The organism is Yoonia maricola, from assembly GCF_002797915.1.
GTDB classification, from domain to species: Bacteria; Pseudomonadota; Alphaproteobacteria; order Rhodobacterales; family Rhodobacteraceae; genus Yoonia; species Yoonia maricola.
This window is the reverse complement of sequence record NZ_PGTY01000001.1, coordinates 1,191,180-1,212,672: the sequence shown is the minus strand read 5'-3', so window position 1 is coordinate 1,212,672 and position 21,493 is coordinate 1,191,180. Positions and strand designations below refer to the sequence as shown.

Annotated in this window: 25 protein-coding genes, 1 pseudogene and 1 riboswitch; of the genes and pseudogenes, 12 read left to right on the top strand and 14 right to left on the bottom strand. The window is 55.4% G+C overall.

The genetic code is table 11. From position 1 onward, the window contains the following. Positions 1-36: 36 nt before the first annotated feature. The 5 genes from BC777_RS06180 (at position 37) to BC777_RS06160 (ending at position 5,446) form a co-directional block, all read left to right on the top strand. Positions 37-1,728, top strand: a complete 1,692-nt coding sequence (locus BC777_RS06180; protein WP_100368027.1) for an NAD(P)H-dependent oxidoreductase subunit E — start codon at positions 37-39, stop codon at positions 1,726-1,728. Between the two features lie 70 nt (positions 1,729-1,798). Further along, complete coding sequence (gene ftsY, locus BC777_RS06175) at positions 1,799-3,106, top strand: signal recognition particle-docking protein FtsY (protein WP_100367229.1); 1,308 nt, start codon at positions 1,799-1,801, stop codon at positions 3,104-3,106. Further along, a complete protein-coding gene (locus tag BC777_RS06170; protein ID WP_100367228.1) occupies positions 3,103-3,915 on the top strand; it encodes a hypothetical protein in 813 nt (270 codons plus the stop codon). The genes ftsY and BC777_RS06170 overlap by 4 nt, the downstream gene beginning before the upstream one ends. Before the next feature lie 5 nt (positions 3,916-3,920). Then, the gene (locus BC777_RS06165; protein WP_168769129.1) at positions 3,921-4,823 is read left to right on the top strand and encodes an EamA family transporter; all 903 of its coding nucleotides are present in this window, start codon (positions 3,921-3,923) and stop codon (positions 4,821-4,823) included. An 11-nt stretch (positions 4,824-4,834) separates the two neighbouring features. Further along, a complete protein-coding gene (locus tag BC777_RS06160) occupies positions 4,835-5,446 on the top strand; it encodes an inner membrane-spanning protein YciB (protein WP_100367227.1) in 612 nt (203 codons plus the stop codon). 13 nt (positions 5,447-5,459) lie between these two features. On the opposite strand, the gene BC777_RS19690 is transcribed toward BC777_RS06160, so the two are convergent. Together BC777_RS19690 and BC777_RS06150 are read right to left on the bottom strand one after the other, a co-directional pair. Then, positions 5,460-5,786, bottom strand: a complete 327-nt coding sequence (locus BC777_RS19690; protein WP_100367226.1) for a PilZ domain-containing protein — start codon at positions 5,784-5,786, stop codon at positions 5,460-5,462. Positions 5,787-5,843: 57 nt separating this feature from the next. Continuing rightward, positions 5,844-6,551: a glutathione S-transferase N-terminal domain-containing protein gene (locus tag BC777_RS06150; RefSeq protein WP_100367225.1), complete on the bottom strand. Its 708-nt coding sequence runs from the start codon at positions 6,549-6,551 to the stop codon at positions 5,844-5,846. Between the two features lie 90 nt (positions 6,552-6,641). Beyond that, positions 6,642-6,719: riboswitch (SAM riboswitch) on the top strand. 88 nt (positions 6,720-6,807) lie between these two features. Between BC777_RS06150 and metZ the strand changes: the two genes are divergently transcribed. Beyond that, positions 6,808-7,983: an O-succinylhomoserine sulfhydrylase gene (gene metZ / locus BC777_RS06145; RefSeq protein ID WP_100367224.1), complete on the top strand. Its 1,176-nt coding sequence runs from the start codon at positions 6,808-6,810 to the stop codon at positions 7,981-7,983. Between the two features lie 174 nt (positions 7,984-8,157). Beyond that, on the top strand, positions 8,158-9,261 hold the full coding sequence (folE2, locus tag BC777_RS06140) for a GTP cyclohydrolase FolE2 (RefSeq protein WP_100368025.1): 1,104 nt from the start codon (positions 8,158-8,160) through the stop codon (positions 9,259-9,261). Here the strand turns inward: folE2 and BC777_RS06135 are convergent. The 3 genes from BC777_RS06135 to BC777_RS06125 all read right to left on the bottom strand — a co-directional run bounded on the left by BC777_RS06135 (position 9,258) and on the right by BC777_RS06125 (position 10,876). Continuing rightward, complete coding sequence (locus BC777_RS06135) at positions 9,258-10,031, bottom strand: fumarylacetoacetate hydrolase family protein (protein WP_100367223.1); 774 nt, start codon at positions 10,029-10,031, stop codon at positions 9,258-9,260. The genes folE2 and BC777_RS06135 overlap by 4 nt on opposite strands. A 76-nt stretch (positions 10,032-10,107) precedes the next feature. Continuing rightward, on the bottom strand, positions 10,108-10,563 hold the full coding sequence (locus BC777_RS06130) for an SRPBCC family protein (RefSeq protein ID WP_168769086.1): 456 nt from the start codon (positions 10,561-10,563) through the stop codon (positions 10,108-10,110). Continuing rightward, positions 10,556-10,876 (bottom strand): ArsR/SmtB family transcription factor, encoded by a 321-nt coding sequence (locus BC777_RS06125; protein WP_100367221.1) that lies wholly within the window; start codon positions 10,874-10,876, stop codon positions 10,556-10,558. The genes BC777_RS06130 and BC777_RS06125 overlap by 8 nt, the downstream gene beginning before the upstream one ends. Before the next feature lie 131 nt (positions 10,877-11,007). Between BC777_RS06125 and BC777_RS06120 the strand changes: the two genes are divergently transcribed. From BC777_RS06120 to BC777_RS19640, 5 genes are all read left to right on the top strand, one after another. After that, positions 11,008-11,628, top strand: a complete 621-nt coding sequence (locus BC777_RS06120; RefSeq protein ID WP_100367220.1) for an ATP-dependent Clp protease proteolytic subunit — start codon at positions 11,008-11,010, stop codon at positions 11,626-11,628. A 223-nt stretch (positions 11,629-11,851) separates the two neighbouring features. Further along, positions 11,852-13,117 carry an ATP-dependent Clp protease ATP-binding subunit ClpX gene (clpX, locus tag BC777_RS06115; RefSeq protein WP_100367219.1) on the top strand — a complete coding sequence of 422 codons (1,266 nt, stop codon included), beginning with the start codon at positions 11,852-11,854 and terminating at the stop codon, positions 13,115-13,117. 4 nt (positions 13,118-13,121) lie between these two features. Beyond that, positions 13,122-13,505, top strand: coding sequence for a RidA family protein (locus tag BC777_RS06110; RefSeq protein ID WP_100367218.1), 384 nt, complete (start codon positions 13,122-13,124; stop codon positions 13,503-13,505). Positions 13,506-13,566: 61 nt separating this feature from the next. Continuing rightward, positions 13,567-13,950, top strand: coding sequence for an NADH:ubiquinone oxidoreductase subunit NDUFA12 (locus BC777_RS06105; protein WP_100367217.1), 384 nt, complete (start codon positions 13,567-13,569; stop codon positions 13,948-13,950). A gap of 12 nt (positions 13,951-13,962) precedes the next feature. Next, positions 13,963-14,439, top strand: a complete 477-nt coding sequence (locus BC777_RS19640; protein WP_311135468.1) for a DUF2155 domain-containing protein — start codon at positions 13,963-13,965, stop codon at positions 14,437-14,439. On the opposite strand, the gene aat is transcribed toward BC777_RS19640, so the two are convergent. The 9 genes and pseudogenes from aat to BC777_RS06060 all read right to left on the bottom strand — a co-directional run bounded on the left by aat (position 14,403) and on the right by BC777_RS06060 (position 21,249). Further along, positions 14,403-15,053 (bottom strand): leucyl/phenylalanyl-tRNA--protein transferase, encoded by a 651-nt coding sequence (gene aat / locus BC777_RS06095; protein WP_100367216.1) that lies wholly within the window; start codon positions 15,051-15,053, stop codon positions 14,403-14,405. The genes BC777_RS19640 and aat overlap by 37 nt on opposite strands. Before the next feature lie 4 nt (positions 15,054-15,057). Further along, complete coding sequence (gene accC / locus BC777_RS06090; protein WP_100367215.1) at positions 15,058-16,404, bottom strand: acetyl-CoA carboxylase biotin carboxylase subunit; 1,347 nt, start codon at positions 16,402-16,404, stop codon at positions 15,058-15,060. A gap of 10 nt (positions 16,405-16,414) precedes the next feature. Beyond that, the gene (gene accB, locus BC777_RS06085) at positions 16,415-16,912 is read right to left on the bottom strand and encodes an acetyl-CoA carboxylase biotin carboxyl carrier protein (protein ID WP_100367214.1); all 498 of its coding nucleotides are present in this window, start codon (positions 16,910-16,912) and stop codon (positions 16,415-16,417) included. Between the two features lie 118 nt (positions 16,913-17,030). Then, on the bottom strand, positions 17,031-17,366 hold the full coding sequence (locus tag BC777_RS06080) for a hypothetical protein (protein ID WP_211095330.1): 336 nt from the start codon (positions 17,364-17,366) through the stop codon (positions 17,031-17,033). A 115-nt stretch (positions 17,367-17,481) separates the two neighbouring features. Continuing rightward, a complete protein-coding gene (locus BC777_RS06075; RefSeq protein WP_100367213.1) occupies positions 17,482-18,231 on the bottom strand; it encodes an ABC transporter ATP-binding protein in 750 nt (249 codons plus the stop codon). Between the two features lie 11 nt (positions 18,232-18,242). Then, the gene (locus BC777_RS19750; RefSeq protein ID WP_373412707.1) at positions 18,243-18,377 is read right to left on the bottom strand and encodes an ABC transporter ATP-binding protein C-terminal domain-containing protein; all 135 of its coding nucleotides are present in this window, start codon (positions 18,375-18,377) and stop codon (positions 18,243-18,245) included. Positions 18,378-18,482: 105 nt separating this feature from the next. After that, positions 18,483-19,001: pseudogene (locus BC777_RS06070) on the bottom strand (ABC transporter ATP-binding protein); the annotation flags it as partial. Positions 19,002-19,013: 12 nt separating this feature from the next. Continuing rightward, on the bottom strand, positions 19,014-20,213 hold the full coding sequence (locus BC777_RS06065) for a branched-chain amino acid ABC transporter permease (RefSeq protein WP_100367211.1): 1,200 nt from the start codon (positions 20,211-20,213) through the stop codon (positions 19,014-19,016). Positions 20,214-20,217: 4 nt separating this feature from the next. Then, complete coding sequence (locus BC777_RS06060; RefSeq protein WP_100368023.1) at positions 20,218-21,249, bottom strand: branched-chain amino acid ABC transporter permease; 1,032 nt, start codon at positions 21,247-21,249, stop codon at positions 20,218-20,220. Between the last annotated feature and the right edge of the window lie 244 nt (positions 21,250-21,493).

The following is a 21,493-nucleotide window of genomic DNA, read 5'->3' as shown; positions in this document are numbered from 1 at the left end:
CTGGCTATGTTGGCAGAGATCAAAAAGGAAAGTGCGATGGCTTTGGACAACCGCAAAGGTGTTTGGAAATCCGGCAAGGGCAAGGGGCGGCATCGCCCAAAGGGCCGGCAGTTGGACGATACCGCCTGGGCGGAGGTGCAGGGGCTTTTGGGTGATCGTCCGCGTCGCCGCGATTTGCTGATTGAGTTTTTGCATTTGATTCAGGATGCGCATGGCTGCCTATCCGCGCCTCATATGCGTGCCTTGGCGGAAGAGATGCGCCTTAGTCAGGCTGAGGTGTATGAGGTCGCGACCTTCTACGCCCATTTCGATGTGGTGAAAGAAGGCGAACCTGCGCCGCCTGCGCTGACGATTCGCGTTTGTGATTCCCTGTCATGCGAATTGGCGGGTGCGCAGCAGTTGAAAGCGGCGTTGGAGGACGGGTTGGACGCTTCCCAAGTGCGGGTTCTACGCGCACCCTGCATGGGGCGTTGCGATACAGCACCGGTGTTGGAACTGGGCCATAACCATATTGATCACGCGAGTGTAGATAAGGTTGAGGCGGCGATTGCAGCAGGTGACACCCATGCGCATGTGCCGGACTACGAAGATTACGCGGCCTATATCGCGTCGGGCGGTTATGCCGAACTCAAAGCACTGCGCGATCACGGCGATTGGGAGGCAGTACAGGACAAGGTACTGGCCTCTGGTTTGCGCGGATTGGGTGGTGCTGGCTTCCCCTCTGGCAAGAAATGGGGCTTTGTGCACGGCAATACCGGCCCGCGCTATCTGGCTGTGAATGGGGATGAGGGCGAGCCGGGGACATTCAAAGACCGCTACTACCTAGAGCGCACACCGCATTTGTTCCTGGAAGGCATGTTGATCGCCGCATGGGCCGTTGAGGCCGAAACATGCTATATCTACATGCGCGATGAATACCCCGCAGTGCTTGAGATTTTAGCGCGCGAGATCAAAGCGTTGGAAGATGCAGGTCTAGTGGCCGAAGGCTATATCGATCTACGGCGCGGCGCGGGTGCGTATATTTGTGGCGAAGAATCCGCGATGATTGAAAGCATCGAAGGCAAACGTGGTTTGCCGCGCCACCGTCCGCCTTTTGTGGCACAGGTTGGTATCTTTGATCGCCCGACACTGGTGCACAATGTCGAAACGCTGCTTTGGGTCGCGCGGGTGTGCCGTGAGGGGCCAGATGTATTAAGCAATACCCAAAAAAACGGGCGGATTGGGCTGCGGTCCTATTCCGTTTCTGGCCGCGTTGCAGAACCCGGTGTTTATCTTTTGCCTGCTGGGTCAACGATCACTGATATCATTGCGGCTGCGGGTGGCATGGCGGATGGCCATGTATTTAAGGCTTACCAGCCGGGCGGCCCGTCGTCGGGGTTGTTGCCTGCCTCAATCAACGATGTACCGCTTGATTTTGACACGTTGCAGCCGCTGGGTACGTTCATTGGCTCTGCCGCCGTGGTCGTTCTGTCGGATCAAGACCGCGCCCGTGATGCCGCACTGAACATGTTACGGTTCTTTGAGGACGAAAGCTGTGGGCAATGCACGCCATGCCGGGTGGGCTGTGAAAAAGCGGTCAAATTGATGCAGGCGGACACGTGGGATCAGCCCCTGCTGGAGGACCTTTGTACGGCAATGGCGGATGCGTCGATTTGTGGTTTGGGGCAGGCGGCGCCAAACCCGATCAAGCTAGTCATGCAGCATTTCAAGGATGAGGTTGGCGGTTAAATAGCATGCGGCCTTTCCAAATCTTCTGATCATCATTAGGTGATATGCAACGCAGAAATGGTTGAATGGCATGTCATTTTTCAAAAAGCTCAAAGACCGGATGTTCAAATCTTCGTCCAAGATTGACGAAGGGCTGGACGCCATCGTGCAAGATGGCGGTGAGGCTGAAGAAATCGTCGAAGAAGAGGTTGCCACGGCCCCGCCGGTAGCGGACCCAATTCCTGAGCCTGAGCCTGAGCCTGAGCCTGAGCCTGAGCCTGAGCCTGAGCCTGAGCCTGAGCCTGAGCCTGAGCCTGAGCCTGAGCCTGAGCCTGAGCCTGAGCCTGAGCCTGAGCCTGAGATTTATGTACCGGATCCTGACGAAAGACTGGCGGCTGATGAAGCCTCAGAACCAGTGCCTGAAGTGGTGGCCGTGGCCCCACCTGCGCCGATGCGGTTTGATGTCGATCTGACCGCGCCTTTGACGGATGACCAAGCGCCCGAACCCGAAAAGAAAAGCCTTTTGGGCCGCTTCTTCGGCGCAACAGAAGCCAAAACAGTCGTCAAGCGGACGCTTGATGACGACATGCTGGAACAGTTGGAAGAATTGCTAATCACCGCCGACATGGGCGTTGATACTGCCCTGCGCGTCACGGCGAACATGGCCGAAGGGCGGCTGGGCCGCAAACTCTCGGTGCCGGAAATCAAAGAGTTGATGGCCCAAGAGGTCAGCCGGATCATGGACCCGGTGGCGCGGCCTATGCCACTTTATGCCAAGACGCCGCAGGTGGTGTTGGTGGTTGGTGTGAACGGATCAGGCAAGACCACCACAATTGGTAAACTGGCCAGTCAGTTCCGGGCGGCGGGCAAGAAGGTTGTGATCGCGGCAGGCGACACATTCCGCGCTGCTGCGGTCGAACAACTACAGGTCTGGGGTGAGCGCGCAGGCGTACCGGTATTGACGGCACCAGAAGGGTCAGACCCGGCCAGCCTTGCATTTGATGCGATGACTCAGGCGCAGGCGGATGGAGCCGATTTGTTGATGATCGATACGGCGGGGCGGCTTCAGAACCGGGCGGATCTGATGGAAGAACTGGCCAAGATCGTACGTGTGATCCGTAAGAAAGACCCCGATGCGCCGCATAATACGCTGTTGGTCCTGGATGCAACGACAGGGCAGAACGCTGTGCAGCAGGTGAAAGTGTTTCAGGAATTGGCCGATGTGTCGGGCCTCGTGATGACCAAGCTGGACGGCACGGCAAAGGGCGGGGTTTTGGTGGCCTTGGCCGACAAGTTTGGTCTGCCGATCCATGCGATTGGTGTGGGGGAACAGATTGATGATCTGGCGCCCTTTGACCCCGATGATTTTGCTGCAGCTTTGGTTGGGTTGGACAGATGAAACATATCATTGCCATGGCCGCGCTGGCGTTCTGCCCAACGGATGTTGTCGCACAGGATGCGCAAACGGCCTGCGCTGAGACATGGGAAGACATCGTGGTCTTCGCAGGTGATTTCGGCGAACAAATCGCCGCAGCCACTGTCGAAAGCGGTGCAGATGGTTGGTGCATGGTGGCGGCGTCTTTGGACGATGACGATATCGAAGCTGCATTTCGGACGGACCAACTGGTTCAAGCGCCACAAAATGCCCGATCTTTTGAAGTGACCATCGAGGCTTTTTCGACGTGCATTGGCGTTTTTGATATTGCCGCAATGCTGAGCTATCAGCCCGAAACCGGAGCGTTGCGCCTGCATCAAATGACCGCGCGTGCGGATGATGGGCGTGGTGTGCGCATTGATGCAAACATGCGGCTTGATGATTTTGAGGCCGGGTTGGACTTTCTGGCCACCTTGCCTGCAGTGATCGCGCAGGACGCTGCGATTTCGGTTTTTGTGACCCCGGGGCTGTTGCAAGAGGCAGAGGTTGATTTATCTAGTCTTTCGCGCGTCGCTCTTGATGATGCGTTGCGTGATGTTAGCCCTCGCCAGGTTGATCGGCGCGCCCGGAGCGAATTTTTGCGGTTTGCGGGGGCGACACCGAACGCGCAGGGCACGTTGGACCTGATCGTTGAAATTTCCGGCGGTAAAACTGTGCTGCAAATTGCGCCTGCCTTAGATGCGCTGCGCAGTAATGCCGAGATTGCCGATGCGCTGGCGACCGTCCTGATGGACGCGACAGTGGGTCTAGTGTGGAAACCGGGGCGTATGTGAATGAATTGGGCGCATGGTTGGTGGCGATCGCAGGCACGCCCGCAGGCGCCCAGCTGGCCACGATCCTTGCTTTGGTTTCAGCCTTGGCCCACGCTATTTTCGGCGCGCTGCAGAAAGGGCGCTATGACCCTTGGCTGACGCGTGGGGCGATTGATGGCTGGCTTTGTGTACTATCCGCGCCCGTTGCGCTTTTTGTGGTGCCATGGCCGAATGTGACAACAGCCCTGATCCTTGTTGGCGCGATCATTGTGCATTTTGCCTATAAGGTGACTATGGCGCTGGCCTATGAGCGCGCGGCATATACGGTTGTATATCCGGTGGTGCGCGGCACGGGGCCTTTGGTTACTGTCATTGCTGCATCGCTGTTTTTTGGCGAACATTTTACGGCCGTGCAGTGGGTAGGGGTAGCCTGTTTATCAGGCGGTATCCTGTTGCTGGCCGTGCGCAATATCGCGGAAGAGTTGATCGACCCACATACGCTGAAACTAGGGCTTTTGTGGGCGCTGATTGGTGGCTGCCTTGTTGCGATCTACACCACCTATGATGCTTATGGTATCCGGCAAACGCCTGATCCTTTTACCTTTTTGGCATGGTTCTTTTTCGTGACTGCGATTGATTTCCCGTTGCTTGCGACATGGCGTTACAAACGGCTTGCTATACAGCCAGCCTTGGGTCCGCTGGTCTGGCGCGGGTTTGTGGGTGCGCTGATTGCCTGGATCAGCTTCGGCGGCGTGATGTTGGCCACCCGTTTGGACAAAGTCGGTGAGGCAGCGGTGCTGCGTGAGACTTCGGTCGTTTTCGCGGCCTTGATTGGCTGGTTCATCATGGGTGAAAAAGTTGGGTCACGTCGTCTGTTTTTGATGTGCTTGGTTGCACTTGGTGCCGTCATCGTGGAAATGGGTGGGTGAGGGAGATATCTATGGCCGAAAAAGCGATTAATCCGGTGGTGAAACAGGTCTTGGAATTGGGACCGACGCTTGCGTTTTTCCTGATTTACCTGCGTATCCGGGACGAAAGCTTTACGATTGCTGGCACGGAGTACACCGGCTTTATTGTGGCCGCCTTGATCTTTATTCCCATTTTGCTGGCCGCAATGGGCATCCTGTGGGTGCTGACGGGCAAGCTGAGCCGGATGCAGGTTTTTACCGCCTTTATGGTCATCTTCTTTGGTGGTCTGACCGCCTATTTCAACGATGAGCGGTTCTTCAAAATGAAGACGACAATCGTTTATGGCGTGATGGCAGGGCTGTTGGGCATTGGCCTGTTGCGTGGCCAAAGTTATCTTCAATATGTGATGGAAGAATTCCTGCCGATGGAAAAAGAGGGCTGGATGATCTTCACCCGCCGCCTGTGTTATATGTTTGCGGCACTTGGTATCGCGAATGAAGTGATTTGGCGTACCCAGACGACCGATCTGTGGGTCAAGCTAGAGACATTTGCCTTCCCGGCAGTGTTGATGGTGTTCCTTTGGGTGCAAATCTATCGTTTGCAGGACTATTTCATCGAAGGGCCGGAAGCGTCAGAGGAATAGCCGAGCAACCCAATCACATCTGGGCGTAGCCAAACCCTACCGATCCGCGTAACTGATTGTGTGCCCTGTCTCTGCGGTAGCGTAGCATGTCCACTTGGTTTGATGAAATCTGCGGCCGGAATAAGATGCCTGCACTCTCCTGAGAACACCAGCAGACAACTGCGGATATTTCGTCGTTCAGTACCTTGAATTTCACCTTATCTCCGCGCCGCAGGGTGCAATGGCCCAGAATGCGGGCACCTGTGTTGTTAATATCGGTGATACGGCACTGTTGAAGCCCAGCAGGCGTCGAGAGTTGGATCGGATATTGCGTTTGATAGCGATGTGAACGGAACTGCATAGCGTGGACCAATTTAACTGAACGGGTCTACGCTACCCGGGTATACCTAAGAATTCGTTACTCTGGTTTAGTAAAAAGCGTTTTCTGCGCCTGCGCATCCTTGCGAAAGTCACCGCGCTTTTCTGCCGCGACCGCCCGTCCGCGTTGCACACCGGGACGTGCCCCCACCGTTTCCAACCATCGCGCCATATGTGGTTTGTCATCCAACGTTTGCTGCTGCCCTTCCCAAAGTGATGCCCAACCCCAGATCGACATATCTGCGATGGAAAAGAAATCGCCTGCTACAAATTCATGCTTGGCCAGTTGGCCATCCAACACCCCATATAGCCGCGCCGTTTCCTTGCGATAGCGGTCCTTGGCGTAGGGCAGGTCATTGGGCGGGTCCATCGCGGGGGCATATTTCAGGAAATGATGCGCTTGCCCTGCCATTGGCCCAAGGCCACCCATTTGCCACATCAACCATTGATCCACGCTGATCCGGTCCCTTTCGGTTGTCCCGTAAAACTGACCCGTTTTGCGTGCCAAATATTGCAGGATCGCCCCGGATTCAAAGATTGAGATTGGGGTGCCATCTGGCCCTTCATGATCAACAATTGCCGGCATCCGGTTGTTGGGGGATATCTTGAGAAACGCGGGTTTAAACTGATCACCCGCGCCGATATCAATCAAATGCAAGGTGTAAGGCAGTTCCATTTCTTCGAGCGCGATAGAGGCCTTCCAGCCATTGGGTGTCGGCCAGAAGTAAAGATCAAAGGGTTGGGTCATGCATTATCCTTTCGCTTGACGCTTACCATCGCATGATCGCCCCAAAGGGCAAGTCGAGGGCGGCTTGACGCAGACCCGGCGCGGGCGTATGCAACCGGTTGTGGCGATTTGTTACCGGATTGCGGGCCACGTTAAATATGCCGCTAAAGAGGGTTGCAGGTTTTTATGCCTCGATACCTTTTCCCGGTGTCGGGGTTTTTTATTGCGCGAAGGACGCGCATGAAATGAAAGCGCAACAGAGGCGCGAGGACGGACAATGAAAACGTGGAAGAAACGTACCAAAGCGGTGCACACAGGCACCAGACGCAGCCAGTATAATGAGGTCAGCGAAGCCATCTATATGACGCAAGGCTTTGTCTATGACAGCGCCGAGGACGCGGAAGCGCGGTTCATCAAGGCAGGCGAGGATGAGTTCATCTATGCCCGCTATGGCAACCCCACAGTGGCGATGTTCGAAGACAGGATTGCCGCGCTGGAAGGGGCCGAGGATGGGTTTGCGACAGCCTCTGGCATGGCGGCTGTCAATGGTGCGTTGATGTCGATGTTGCGTGCTGGCGATCATGTGGTTTCGGCGCGTGCGCTCTTTGGGTCTTGTTTGTATATCCTTGAGGAAATTCTAACCCGCTATGGCGTCGAAGTGACCTTTGTGGATGGCACTGATTTGGCCGCATGGCAGGCTGCGATCCGGCCTGAAACGAAGGTTGTTTTCTTCGAAAGCATTTCGAACCCGACGCTGGAAGTGATTGATATCGTGGCAGTATCCAAGCTGGCACATGCTGTTGATGCTACTGTGGTCATAGATAATGTCTTTGCCACGCCGGTTTATTCAGACGCGATTGCGCAAGGTGCTGATGTGGTCATTTATTCCGCAACCAAACATATCGACGGGCAAGGGCGCGCGCTGGGCGGTGTGATCCTTGGCACGCGCGAGTTTATCCGCGGCACGGTGGAACCTTACATGAAGCATACCGGTGGTTCGATGTCGCCGTTCACCGCATGGGTGATGCTCAAAGGTTTGGAAACCATTGATTTGCGGGTGCGCGCACAGACTGAGAGCGCACAGTATCTGGCCGAGGCGCTGGAGGCAGACGGGCGATTGGCTGAAGTGATTTATCCCGGTCTGGCCAGCCATCCACAAAGCGCTCTGACCAAGGTGCAGATGGAGGCAGGCGGTACGGTGCTGGCGATTGATGCCGGTTCGCAAGCCGCAGCGTTCAAAGTGTTGAATGCGTTGGAGATCTGGACGATTTCAAACAACCTTGGCGATGCGAAGTCCATTGTAACTCATCCGGCTACGACGACACACCAGCGGTTGTCAGATGACACCAAGGCGGTATTGGGCATCACACCGGGCCTGCTGCGGTTGAGCGTGGGGCTTGAGGATGCGGATGATCTGCTGTCAGACCTTCGGGCCGCTATGGCGCAAATTTGAAGAGGTGACGGCGCGCCGGAAAATTGGTTAACTTTGGTATGTTTAGCCCCGGAAAGGCCAACTGAAATGAACGATCCGCGTGCGGAACTTCAGCGTATCTATAAAGAAATCATTGGAAATTCCGATGCGCGGCCCCATGTTGCGGTGTCTAACGCACTGATGGGGGGACCTGACATGAATATCCACTCACCTGATATGGATCGCGAACCAAGCCGCGAAGAGGCCGAAGCAGCCCTTGCATTGCTGCGGCGCTGGGCTGGCGATGTCACAGCAGAGGAAGTCGCAACGCTTGACCCGCTTGTCTCGCGTTTGATCCCCGGACAAGAGGTGTCGAACTACCCCGCTTTGGCCCGTGCATACCCCGAAGAGTTCGAAGTCGATGACGCTTACAAAGCGTCGATGCCTGATTTGCAGAACGGTCCGGCCAGCCTGATCCGCGGTGCAAAGCAGCAAATTCAGCACGTGGGTATCTCAAACTTTCGCCTCCCGATCCGCTTTCATACCCGCGACAATGGCGATCTGACGCTTGAAACCTCTGTCACTGGTACGGTGTCACTTGAAGCGGAAAAGAAGGGCATCAACATGTCCCGCATCATGCGGACATTTTACAAACATGCGGAAGAGACCTTCAGCTTTGAGGTGATTGAGCAGGCGCTGGATGCCTATAAGACCGATCTGGAAAGCTTTGACGCCCGCATTCAGATGCGCTTCAGCTTTCCGATGAAGGTGGACAGCCTGCGCTCGGGCCTGGCTGGCTATCAGTATTATGACATTGCGCTGGAACTGGTCGAAAGTGCCGGTGTGCGCAAGAAGATCGTGCATCTGGATTACGTCTATTCGTCCACATGCCCCTGTTCACTGGAATTGTCCGAACATGCCCGCCAATTCCGGGGCCAGCTTGCCACACCGCATTCGCAACGTTCGGTGGCCCGCATCTCGGTACTGCTGGAAGAGGGCGCTGAGGTGCTATGGTTCGAAGACCTGATTGATCGCGCCCGCGCGGCGGTGCCGACCGAAACGCAAGTGATGGTCAAGCGTGAGGATGAGCAGGCGTTTGCAGAGTTGAACGCGGCGAACCCGATCTTTGTAGAGGACGCCGCCCGCTTGTTTACCGAGCAACTACAAATGGACACCCGCATCTCTGATTTCCGAGTGATTGCCAGCCATCAGGAAAGCCTGCACAGCCATGATGCCGTATCAGTGCTGACTGAAGGCGAGACCTTCGCGGCAGAGAGCATTGATCCCCGCCTGTTCCAGTCGCTTTTCCATATTGGCTAATCTGTGTCGGTCGCCGCAATGGTGACCGGCAGTTCGCCAATCCCGTCGATCACAACGACGACCTCCATCCCCGCCTTGATAGGCCGCGCACCAATGGATGTGCCGCAAGCGATCACATCACCTGCTTCGAGCGTCATGTCGGCGGACAGTTGGCTAACGATTTCAGCCGGGTTCCTGATCATGTCTGATGCTGGATAGGATTGCCGCTCGCGCCCGCCCACCATGACCTTCACCGTCAAATCGCGCCAGTCAACATCGGTTTGAATGACAGGGCCGATGACGCCAAACCCGTCAAAACCCTTGGCCCGTGTCCACTGCGGAAAAGAGGGATCCTCAAAAAGGATATCCAAGGCGGTGATGTCGTTGACGCAGGTATAACCAAGGATGGCATCCTCGGCCTCTTCTACGCTCGTGTTGGCGCAGGTCCGCCCAATCACGACACCCAACTCGCCTTCAAAAATCACCCGACCGATGTCGGCAGGAAGGGTAACTGTCACCCCCGGTCCGGCCAGTGATGACAGGGGTTTAAGAAAGAAAAGGGGGTGTTCGGGGATGTCGAGCTTGTTACGTTCGGCCGCCGCATGGAAGTTGTTCCACAGCCCGATGAACTTGCCTGGCACGCAGGGTGACAGCATCGTGCTGCTCTCTAGCGCAACCGGATCACCGGCAACTTCGTCAGAGCCAAGCGATGTACGAGGGTGCAATTTGCCATCTGCGATCACACCAGTAAGGATTTGATCGTCAGCCGTTTTGATGCGCGCCCATTCCATTGCACGTCTCCTGCGTTAGGGAAATTCCTGCGCAGGATGCAACTTTAACGAAACCCCCGCAAGGGCTTGTATCCTATCAGTTTTCGCTCAGAACAGGGGTCATTACTGCGCTTGCATAGCAGCCCAGTACCATGTCCCAGCCGTGCAGATAGCTGGTGCTGACGGCATCGGCTGTGTCTCCCAGAATGTCAAAGCCGCCATGCGTCAGATCGCAGCGGGTGCCTTTGGACGTTTTGGTGAAGGTAAGGGTGACAACGGTGGCTTCCTTCTCGGTCCGCCCTGGATGCCATGTGAAGGCAAGATAGGTATCCGGTTCATAGGCAATCAGCTTGCCCCAAATGGCGCGGGTCCCATCGGCCCCTTCTTCAATGATGTCGCCGTCCTTATGGTCTGGAAAGGTTATCTTGGCCTTGGCACCCGTCACCGAATGTGTGGCTTTCGGCCACCATGTGTCGATGTCAGTGGTAAACAACGCAAAGGCGTCTGCCGGGGAAAGTGGCACAGTCAAAGTTTTCTCGATCGGGTCATTCATCGTTGTTTTCCTTTGCTTTTTCCTCTGCCGCACGGGCGAAAGCGGCAAATGCATCATCCCATAGGCTGTCCAAATACGCGCGTAATCCGGCAACCCCTTCTGGGGCGATGGCATAGAGCCTGCGGTTGCCCGCGGGGGTCACCGTCAAAAGTCCTGCATCGGACAGCACACGCAGGTGCTGGCTAACCGCGGGTCTGCTGATGGTCATGCCTTGCGCGATAGCCCCAACAGGCAGCGCGCCTGACCGCAGACGATCAATGATCACGCGTCGTGTGGGGTCGGCAAGGGCGGCGATTGCATCTTCGTAATCCATGACTTACCGTAAGCCATTGCTTACGATTCGTCAAACCTGTCGTGCGCCCTTGAAGCCCCTGACCCCGAACACTAAGACTCTGTCAGGATATTTGAACTAGGACGGACCCGTCCAAACATGAGGCAGTAAATATGCAAGACCCCACAGAGACTTATATGAACCTTGTCCCAATGGTGGTCGAACAGACCGCCCGGGGTGAACGCGCCTACGACATTTTCTCTCGTTTGCTCAAAGAACGGATCATTTTTGTGAATGGCCCTGTGCACGACGGTATGAGCCAGCTGATCGTGGCGCAGTTGCTGCACCTCGAATCCGAGAACCCTAAGAAAGAAATCAGCATGTATATCAACAGCCCGGGTGGCGTTGTGACATCCGGTTTGTCGATCTATGACACGATGCAATACATCCGCCCCAAGGTCAGCACGCTGGTGATCGGGCAGGCGGCGTCGATGGGGTCTTTGCTGTTGACCGCAGGATCCGAAGGCATGCGGTTCTCGTTGCCCAATAGCCGTGTGATGGTGCACCAGCCCTCTGGCGGCTATCAGGGGCAGGCAACAGACATTATGATCCACGCTGCTGAAACCCAAAAGCTGAAGACACGTTTGAACGAGATTTACGTTAAACATACAGGCAACACGCTCAAGAAGGTTGAAGCCGCGCTTGAGCGCGACAACTTCATGTCGCCAGAAGAGGCAAAAGACTGGGGATTGATCGACGAGATTGTCGAAAATCGGACCAAAGCCGAAGATTAAGTCATTCGTTAAAGAAATCAGCCACAAACGCGGCCTTGGCCGCGTTTGTCATTTTTCTGACGAAATGTCCGATTAGTTGCCCTTTGCCGGGGCCATTAGCGGAATGTTAACGACAAACTGCGTAAGTTCATTTTGACATTGTGGACCTCGGCGGGCTGTCCTAGTGTTGCAGAAAGCGCAGTCCGATTTTTATTTGAGCGGCCTATGGGCTAAGAGGTTTGAGATGGCGAATACAAGCGGCACCGACAGTAAAAACACCCTCTACTGCAGCTTCTGCGGAAAAAGTCAGCACGAAGTGCGCAAGCTCATCGCCGGGCCGACTGTTTTCATTTGTGATGAATGCGTTGAACTCTGCATGGATATCATCCGTGAAGAGACGAAAACAGCAGGGCTCAAAGCGGGCGAGGGCGTGCCGACACCGTCCGAGATTTGTGGCGTATTGGACGATTATGTGATCGGGCAGCTGCACGCAAAGCGCGTGCTGTCGGTTGCTGTACATAACCACTACAAACGCCTGAACCACGCCGAGAAATCAGATATTGAATTGGCGAAATCCAACATCATGCTGATCGGGCCGACTGGCTGTGGTAAGACATTGCTTGCACAGACGCTGGCACGCATTCTCGATGTACCTTTCACGATGGCCGATGCCACGACGCTGACCGAAGCAGGTTACGTGGGTGAGGATGTGGAAAATATCATTCTCAAGCTGTTGCAAGCCTCTGAGTACAACGTCGAACGCGCACAGCGCGGCATCGTCTATATCGACGAGGTCGATAAGATTACACGCAAGTCTGATAACCCGTCCATCACACGTGACGTGTCGGGCGAGGGTGTGCAGCAGGCGCTGTTGAAAATCATGGAAGGCACGGTTGCCTCCGTGCCGCCGCAGGGCGGGCGCAAGCATCCGCAGCAGGAATTCCTGCAGGTGGATACAACGAACATCCTCTTTATTTGTGGCGGTGCATTTGCGGGCCTTGATAAAATTATCGCACAGCGCGGCAAGGGGTCTGCGATGGGCTTTGGCGCTGATGTGCGCGAAGATGATGACCGCGGCATTGGCGAGATTTTTACAGATCTGGAACCAGAGGATCTGTTGAAGTTCGGTCTGATCCCGGAATTTGTTGGCCGTCTGCCTGTGATCGCGACGCTCACCGATCTGGATGAAGATGCGCTGATCACCATCCTGACCAAGCCCAAGAACGCGCTAGTCAAGCAGTATCAGCGTTTGTTTGACTTGGAAGACACCAAGTTGACCTTCACTGAGGATGCGCTGGGTGCCATCGCCAAACGCGCGATTGAGCGGAAAACCGGTGCGCGTGGTCTACGGTCAATCATGGAAGATATCCTGCTGGATACAATGTTTGATCTACCTGGCATGGATACGGTGACAGAGGTCGTGGTCAATGAAGAGGCTGTCACATCTGACGTCGCGCCCCTGATGATCCATGACGAAGGCAAAAAGAAAGAGCCCGCAACCGCGAGCTAGGTCTTTGAGCGTGCGTCACATCTCGACCGGGTCTCCTTTTGAGGAACAGATCGGCTATAGCCGTGCGGTTGTTGCCGATGGCTGGGTGTTTGTTGCTGGCACAACGGGTTATGATTACGCCAGCATGGTGATGCCCGACAGTATTGAAGAACAGTGCCGCAACGCGCTGACCACCATTGGCAAGGCATTGGAAGAGGCTGGTAGCGGGCTCGACCATGTGGTGCGGGTAACTTATATCGTGCCTAATAAGGATGAGTGGGCCGCGTGCTGGCCGATCACCTCGACCATTTTCGCGACGGCAAAACCGGCAGCTACGATGCTTTCGGCGGGGTTACAGACCCCTGAAATGAAGATCGAGATTGAGGTCACCGCGCGGGTTCCCGCCTGAACCCACTGGACCTTTTGCAACCATTCGTGCATGGATAAGCAACGCAATCCGGAGACGCGACATGGGCCTTGGTCATAACATCAAACGCATTTTCACATGGTGGGATGGGCAGTCATTTGGCACCCAGCTTTGGACGAGCCGCAATGGCACCAAGGTCGGCGAAGATGCGCAAGGTAACGTATTTTATCGCAATAGCGACGACAGCCGCCGGTGGGTAATCTACAGCGGCGAAAACGAAGCGTCGCGTGTGGCCCCGGAATGGCATGGCTGGCTGCACCGCACATGGGATGAGCCACCTACCGAGGTTGCTTTGCCACGCAAAGATTGGGAAAAGCCGCATCAGGAAAACCTGACGGGGACAATGGCGGCATATGCGCCAGCCGGTTCGATCCGCCACAAAGCACCTGCAGAGCGGTCCGATTATGAGGCTTGGACACCGGAATAAGGGGCGCTTTATATGCGATCGCTTTTTACTGCACTCATGACCGCATCACTGATCGCGCAACCTTTAGCGGCGCAAGAAATCGTGACGACTCCTATTGAAGAAATCCCCTTGGATGAGCTCATCGGTCAGCTGACAACAACGCCAGTTGAAGAGGAAGATGGCTCCCTCACAACATCGAACGAGGCGGTAACGCAAGAGGTGGAACAGGGGCCGGGCGGTGAGTTGAGGATTTTGGACAAGCTGACCGGTAAGGTGACTGATGTCTCGCTGAATACTGGCGAAACGGCGACCTTCGGCTTTCTTTCTGTTAAGCTGAACGAGTGCCGGTATCCTGTTGAAAACCCAGCGGGGGATGCATTTACGCAGATCATCGTGCGCAACAATGAAGGCACGTTGTTTTCGGGCTGGATGCTTGCATCGGCACCTGCGTTAAACGCGATGGACCACCCGCGTTATGACGTCTGGGCGTTGCGCTGTATGACGTCCTGAGCGGATGGTATGGGGCCGGGGCGCCCAAAGGATGCTTCTTTCGATAAGGCATCCACTAGCATAGCCCTGTAATGGTCGCGTGGGATTTCAACCGCACCAAGGCGTGCCAGATGCGGTGTGATGAACTGGGTATCAAAAAGTTGGTAACCGCCCAGACGTAGATGATCGATCAGATAGGCGAGTGCAACTTTGGACGCATCCGTGGCCCGGCTGAACATGCTCTCACCAAAGAACGCCGCACCGATTGCTACACCGTAGACACCGCCGACAAGGCGTGGACCCTCCCAAACTTCAACCGCATGGCCGAAACCGGCATGGTGCAATTCCTCATAAAGCTGGAAAATCGTATCGTTGATCCAGGTTTCTTCGCGGTCCGCACAGCCACGCACGACATCGGCAAAGGCGTGATCGACGGTCACGGTGAAATGGCCCCGTCGCATCGTGCGCGCCAAGCTACGTGAAATGCGAAACCCGTCTAGTGGAAATACACCCCGCATACGTGGATCAACCCAGAACACGTCCGGGTCGTTACGCCCTTCGGACATCGGAAAAACGCCTATCTGATAGGCCTGCAAAAGCAGGTCCGCAGTTAGGGTGTGGCCGCCGTCTTTCACCGCCCTAATTCAGGTTTTCATCAAGCCAGTGCTCAAGCCAGTGGATATTATAGTCACCGGTTTGCACGGCTGGATCAGCCAAGAGCGCATGAAAGAGTGGCACGGTTGTATCAACACCATCGACGATCAGCTCCCCCAAGGCACGTTCAAGCCGCGCAAGCGCCTCTGGGCGGTCGCGCCCATGGACGATGAGTTTACCAATGAGGCTGTCGTAGTAAGGCGGGATCCGATAGCCGTCATAGAGGGCCGAATCCATCCGCACGCCCAAGCCGCCAGGCGCGTGATACTGCGTGATTGTACCGGGGCAGGGCGCGAAGTTGGGCAGCTTTTCGGCGTTGATCCGCACCTCAATGGCATGGCCGTTGATCTTAAGATCATCCTGCCCGAACGACATTGGCATGCCAGATGCAACTCGCAACTGTTCGCGCACCAGATCAACGCCAAAGATACCTTCGGTGACCGGGTGTTCGACCTGCAACCGCGTGTTCATTTCGATGAAGTAGAACTCATCGTTCTCGAACAGGAATTCGATCGTACCTGCGCCGATGTAATTGATCTTGGCGACAGCATCCGCGCAGACCTTGCCGATCCGGTCGCGCAGTTCTGGTGTGATGCAAGGGCCTGGTGCTTCTTCGAACACCTTTTGATGACGTCGCTGCAACGAACAATCCCGTTCGCCCAAATGTACCGCGTTGCCCTTGCCATCGCCGAACACCTGAATTTCGATGTGGCGCGGGGTGGTGAGGTATTTTTCGATATAGACTTCGTCGTTGCCGAAAGCAGCCTTGCCTTCGGCGCGTGCGGAATGGAACGCCTGTTCCATATCATCAGACGTCTGCGCCACTTTCATACCGCGCCCACCGCCACCGGCGGTTGCTTTGATAATCACGGGATAGCCGATTTCGGCGCCAACACGCTGCGCTTCTGCCAAGGTGGGTACGCCGCCGTCAGAACCGGGCACGCATGGCACGCCAAGCTCTTTCATCGTGTCCTTGGCGGTGATTTTGTCACCCATCACACGGATATGTTCAGCTGTCGGGCCGATGAATGTCAGGTCATGATCCTGAACCGCCTGCACAAAAGCTGCGTTTTCGGACAAGAAGCCATAGCCGGGATGGATGGCCTGCGCGCCCGTGATTTCACAGGCGGAAATGATGGCAGGAAACGACAGATAGCTTTGCGCGGATGAGGGCGGGCCGATGCAGACAGCCTCATCCGCCATGCGCACATGCATGGCATCTGCGTCAGCGGTGGAATGGACCGCCACGGATTTGACGCCCATTTCGCGGCAGGCGCGCACGACGCGCAGGGCGATTTCGCCTCGGTTCGCGATAAGAATTTTATCGAACATGGGTCAGCCCTTATTCGATGATCACAAGAGGTGCGCCGAATTCGACGGCTCCGCCGTCTTCGACCAATATGCGCTTGATGGTGCCTGCGCGCGGGGCAGGGATGTGGTTCATCGTCTTCATCGCTTCGATGATGAGGATCGTATCGCCTTCTTTGACTGTTGCACCGACTGTGGCGAAGGGGGCCGCGCCGGGTTCAGGTGCCATATAGACCGTACCGACCATTGGTGAGGTCACGGCCCCAGGATCACTGGCAGGATCAGAGGCTGGTGGGGCCGCAGCAGGGCCAGCGGGGGCGGCTGGCGTTGCCGATGGTAATGCGGGCGCTGCTGCCGCCGGTACGCTGGCTTGCACAACGGTTTGGGTTTGGCGGCTGACGCGTACATTCAGGCTGTCGTTTTCGCCATAGTCCCGTTTGACCTGCAATTCCGTCAAATCATTGTCGCGCAGCAGTTCGGCCAAAGCCGCAATAAAGCTGACGTCGCTATCGTGAGAGGTTTTGTTGCCCATGTTTTCCTCGGCCCGTTGCCCATATTATTGGCGCTATCGCGACGTTACGTCACGAAGCATCAAAATGCTTATAGGGCAAGCCAGCGAAGGTGGAAAGTATAGGTGCTTGGAAAAACACTCATGCTTCTTTGGCGGTCGCCTCTTCGGATGGGGCAGGCTGATCTGTATCAGGTACGTTATTCGCCGTTTCGCCGCCATCATAGGGCAGCATCGGCACATCATAGGGCCGCAAAGTCCGCTCTGGAGGCGCAATTTCGGACGGGTTTTCAGGAAACTCTGATCCAGAAAGGCGTGCGGTGACGACTTGTGCGACGAAGGGTTTGTTTGACGGCAGCGTTGCGCTGTTGTCAGCACTGTCGATGGCCTGCACCTTGGTGGTCACCGCGCGGGGCAATGTGGGTGCGGCAGTGCTTGCAACAGCCGCAGGCTGGGGAAGTGTCAGTGATGTATCCATTTGTATGGCTCCGAAAAGCGAGGGCTTATTACCTCAATTTCCCTTTTGCGGATTACCAAAAGATTAATCGCAGCGGGTCGTTTCGCTGCGATTTTAGATTAACGGCCGGTTCTGATCAGATCGCCAGATACTGCGCGCGCAGTTCTTCGTTTTCGAGAACTTCTTTGGCAGAGCCGTCAAAGACGACCTTGCCGATATCAAGAATCACAGCGCGGTCGGCAAGCTTCAGCGCAGCCACCGCGTTTTGCTCAACGATCACTGTTGTGATGCCCTGATCACGGATCACGCCAAGTGTTTTGGCGATTTCCTGAACGATAACAGGGGCAAGCCCCTCATACGGTTCATCCAGCAAAAGGACCTTGATGTCACGTGCCAACGCCCGCGCAATCGATAGCATCTGTTGTTCACCACCTGAAAGCGTCACACCCTCTTGCTTCCGACGTTCGCCCAATCGTGGGAAAAGGTCGTAGATCCGATCGAGCGACCAGCCGTGTGGCGGCGCGATCTGAGCCAGTTGTAGGTTTTCCTCAACCGTCAGACCGGGAATGATCCGGCGGTCTTCGGGCACCAAGGAGATACCGTTGGTAGCCGCTTCGTGGCTTTTCATTTCATGCAGTGGTTTGTGGTCGAGCCAAATTTCACCGTGGGTCAATGTTGGTTCATCCAGCCGCGCGATGGTGCGTAGGGTTGAGGTCTTGCCCGCACCGTTGCGCCCCAGAAGGGCGAGGATTTCGCCCTCATGAATGTTGAAGCTCACATTTTGTACGATGTAGCTTTCACCGTAATAGGCTTCGATTTCCCAAACGCTGAGGTAGGCGGGGTGCGTCGCTGCGTTGTTGGCGTGCTTGTTGAAAGGTGCGTTCATTATATCTTCTCCTAAACCTGCGCTTCGCCAAGATAGGCTTCACGCACCTTGGGGTGGCCCTTGATGTTGTCTGGCGTGTCTTCGACCAGTGGCGTGCCTTGGGCCAGAACAGTGATCCGCTCTGCCAGTGAGAAGACGACGTTCATGTCATGCTCGATGATGGCCATGGTAATCCCGCGCTTTTCGCGGATTTCTTTGAGCAGGCTGATCGTGTTTTGCGTATCCGCCCGTGCCATGCCCGCCGTGGGTTCGTCCAACAGCAAAAGCTTGGGGTCCTGGACCAGACACATTGCCATTTCCAAACGCCGTTTGTCACCGCGTGACAGGCTGGAGGCGATCATGTCTTTTTTCTCAAGCATGTTCACATCATCCAGAATGGCATCCGCCTGTTCCTGAATGCCGCGTTCCGCAAAGATGCTTTCAATTGCATGCATCCGAAACGCGCCATCGCGTTTTGCAAAGCAGGGGATCATGACGTTTTCAAAAACGGTCAGGTCGCTGAAAATCTCGGGCGTTTGAAACACCCGGCTGATCCCCATCTGGTTGATCTCATGCGGCTTGCGCCCCAGCACGGATTGCCCATCAAACATGACCGACCCGCTGTCAGGGATCAGTTTGCCCACCAGCACGTTCAGCAAGGTTGATTTGCCCGCACCGTTGGGACCGATGATCGCATGTGTGGTGTTTTCTTCAATGCTCAGGTTCACGTCACCCAGCGCTTGCAACCCACCAAACCGCTTGTTGATGCCTTTAACTTCTAACAAACCCATCTGTCTGTCTCCTTATTCGGCCGGTTCAGTGGCGTTTGGCTTGGCATCTTCCGGCTTTTTGCGCCGGAAGGCCGCAGCGATTTTCTGACCACCTTGGACCAGACCACCGGGCAGAAAGATCACGACCAGCATGAACACGATACCAAGTGTGAGGTGCCAGCCCTTACCAATGAACGGATAGATCATGGCGACCACGACGTTTTCCAACCCGTCGGGCAGGAAGGCGAACCAACCATGCAGGATCGTTTCATTGATCTTGGAAAAGATGTTCTCAAAATACTTGATCATCCCCGCACCCAGCACAGGGCCAATCAGTGTGCCTGCTCCACCAAGGATGGTCATCAGCACAACTTCACCAGATGCCGTCCACTGCATGCGTTCCGCACCAGCGAGCGGATCCATTGACGCCATCAGACCGCCCGCCAGACCAGCATACATGCCAGAGATCACGAAAGCCGCCAGCGTGTAGGGCCGTGCGTTCAGGCCAGTATAGCTCATCCGTGTCTGGTTGGATTTGATCGCGCGCAGCATCATACCGAAAGGTGACCGGAAAATGCGGATCGACATATAGAAGGCAAAGATCATGAAGACCGCGGCAAGGTAGTAGCCTGCGTTGAACGTGAAGAGCCACGATCCAACCCCAAGCTCATAGCTTGATCGCATCTCAAGCCCAAAGAGGGCAGGGACAGGAATGTTGCCCGTTGCTGTCTGCGATGCACCAAAAATCCGTGGATCATCAAGCGCAAGCTGCAAACCTGTTTCGCCACCCGTGATCGGTGTCAGCACAGAGTAGGCCAGCGCGAATGACATTTGCGCAAAGGCAAGCGTCAGGATCGAAAAGTAGATGCCAGAGCGCCGCAGCGAGATAAACCCGATCAGCAGTGAAAAGAGGCCAGCAATGATCACGCTGATCGCGATGGCTGGCAGCACGTTCATGCTGAGCAGTTTGAACATCCAAACCGCGCCGTAGGATCCTGCACCCAAGAAGGCTGCGTGACCAAAGGAGAGGTATCCAGTGAGGCCAAACAGGATGTTAAAGCCAATGGCGAAGATCCCAAAGATCACAAAGCGTTGCATCAGGTCAGGATAGCCAGCGTTGAATTGCGCCATTTCTGACCCCGCAGGGAAGGGGTTCAGGATGAAGGGGGCCAGCATTGTCAGACCAATTACGATCAGCAACAGCCGGAAGTCTTTTTTCTCTAATCCGAGCATTGGCTTATTCCTCCATCACGCCTTTGCGGCCCATCAGGCCACGCGGACGCGTCAACAGAATGATGATTGCGACTAGGTAGATGATGATCTGGTTGATGCCGGGGATCATGTCGATCACTTGGCTGATGGACGCAAAGCTTTCCAAAATACCAAGTAGAAATCCGGCAGCGACGGCCCCAGGTAGTGAACCCATGCCACCTACAACAACCACAACAAAGCTGAGGACCAAGAAATCCATACCCATGTGGTAATTCGGCGAATTGATGGGCGCATACATCACGCCCGCTAGCCCCGCGACAGCGGCGGCAATCCCGAACATGATTGTGAAGCGTTTGTCGATGTTGATGCCCAAGATACCGACAGTTTCGCGGTCTGCCATACCAGCCCGCACAACCATGCCGAAGGTGGTGAATTGCAAGAAGGCAAAGACGGCACCAATGATCACGACTGAGAAGAAGAAGTAGACCAAGCGCCAGTATGGATAGATAATCTCATTGGCTTGAAAGCCTAGGGCGATGCCAAAATCAAAGCTGCCAACGAATGCGTCCGGGGCGGGTGTTGGAATTGGGTTCGCACCGTAGAAGTACTTGACGATCTCTTGGATCACGATAGCGAGGCCAAAGGTCACAAGGATTTGGTCCGCATGCGGCCGCTTATAGAAGTACTTAATCAGGCCACGCTCCATGATAAAGCCGATAGCAACCATGATTGGGATGGCGATGATGATTGAGATCGGGACGGCCCAGTCGATAATGACGTCACCGGCAGCTTGTCCAAAAAGGTCGTACATGTAGGGGACTTCGACCTGCAATGGATTGCCCAGAAAGTCGGTCCGCGTTTCGTCGACGACCTTATGGCTGAGTGACAGCAAGTTGCTGACGGTCACCGCCACAAAGGCGCCCAGCATAAACAAAGCGCCATGCGCAAAATTCACAACACCCAAGGTGCCAAAGATAAGCGTAAGACCCAACGCGATCAGCGCATAGGCCGAGCCTTTATCAAGGCCGTTAAGAATTTGTAGAATGTATTGCTGTATCGAGAAATTGTCGCCGGAAGAAAACCCAATGACCGTACGAAGGATCAGGAAACTTCCCCAGAACGCCGCGAACAGAAACGCAAGCGTCAGGAAAGTACTTTTGAGTGTGCCGGATGGATTTTCCACATACGTGCTCATGTGTTGGCCTCCTGGTTCAAATACAGCTCCGCAAGGCATTCGCAATTGAATGCCTCTGACTGTGAACGAAATTACGAAGTATCAAAGAGGGCCACCGCGAAAGCGG

Excerpts from the sequence above, each read along its gene's own strand:
- folE2 (WP_100368025.1), top strand. The coding sequence starts at position 8,158 with ATGAATATCCACTCACCTGATATGGATCGCGAACCAAGCCGCGAAGAG.
- accC (WP_100367215.1), bottom strand. The coding sequence starts at position 16,404 with ATGTTCGATAAAATTCTTATCGCGAACCGAGGCGAAATCGCCCTGCGC.
- BC777_RS06180 (WP_100368027.1), top strand. The coding sequence starts at position 37 with ATGGCTTTGGACAACCGCAAAGGTGTTTGGAAATCCGGCAAGGGCAAG.
- accB (WP_100367214.1), bottom strand. The coding sequence starts at position 16,912 with ATGGGCAACAAAACCTCTCACGATAGCGACGTCAGCTTTATTGCGGCT.
- ftsY (WP_100367229.1), top strand. The coding sequence starts at position 1,799 with ATGTCATTTTTCAAAAAGCTCAAAGACCGGATGTTCAAATCTTCGTCC.
- BC777_RS19690 (WP_100367226.1), bottom strand. The coding sequence starts at position 5,786 with ATGCAGTTCCGTTCACATCGCTATCAAACGCAATATCCGATCCAACTC.
- BC777_RS06080 (WP_211095330.1), bottom strand. The coding sequence starts at position 17,366 with ATGGATACATCACTGACACTTCCCCAGCCTGCGGCTGTTGCAAGCACT.
- BC777_RS06120 (WP_100367220.1), top strand. The coding sequence starts at position 11,008 with ATGCAAGACCCCACAGAGACTTATATGAACCTTGTCCCAATGGTGGTC.
- BC777_RS06075 (WP_100367213.1), bottom strand. The coding sequence starts at position 18,231 with ATGAACGCACCTTTCAACAAGCACGCCAACAACGCAGCGACGCACCCC.
- BC777_RS06125 (WP_100367221.1), bottom strand. The coding sequence starts at position 10,876 with ATGGATTACGAAGATGCAATCGCCGCCCTTGCCGACCCCACACGACGC.
- BC777_RS06130 (WP_168769086.1), bottom strand. The coding sequence starts at position 10,563 with ATGAATGACCCGATCGAGAAAACTTTGACTGTGCCACTTTCCCCGGCA.
- BC777_RS06160 (WP_100367227.1), top strand. The coding sequence starts at position 4,835 with ATGGCCGAAAAAGCGATTAATCCGGTGGTGAAACAGGTCTTGGAATTG.
- BC777_RS06065 (WP_100367211.1), bottom strand. The coding sequence starts at position 20,213 with ATGCTCGGATTAGAGAAAAAAGACTTCCGGCTGTTGCTGATCGTAATT.
- BC777_RS19750 (WP_373412707.1), bottom strand. The coding sequence starts at position 18,377 with ATGAACGTCGTCTTCTCACTGGCAGAGCGGATCACTGTTCTGGCCCAA.
- clpX (WP_100367219.1), top strand. The coding sequence starts at position 11,852 with ATGGCGAATACAAGCGGCACCGACAGTAAAAACACCCTCTACTGCAGC.
- BC777_RS06105 (WP_100367217.1), top strand. The coding sequence starts at position 13,567 with ATGGGCCTTGGTCATAACATCAAACGCATTTTCACATGGTGGGATGGG.
- BC777_RS06170 (WP_100367228.1), top strand. The coding sequence starts at position 3,103 with ATGAAACATATCATTGCCATGGCCGCGCTGGCGTTCTGCCCAACGGAT.
- metZ (WP_100367224.1), top strand. The coding sequence starts at position 6,808 with ATGAAAACGTGGAAGAAACGTACCAAAGCGGTGCACACAGGCACCAGA.
- BC777_RS06150 (WP_100367225.1), bottom strand. The coding sequence starts at position 6,551 with ATGACCCAACCCTTTGATCTTTACTTCTGGCCGACACCCAATGGCTGG.
- BC777_RS06135 (WP_100367223.1), bottom strand. The coding sequence starts at position 10,031 with ATGGAATGGGCGCGCATCAAAACGGCTGACGATCAAATCCTTACTGGT.
- BC777_RS19640 (WP_311135468.1), top strand. The coding sequence starts at position 13,963 with ATGCGATCGCTTTTTACTGCACTCATGACCGCATCACTGATCGCGCAA.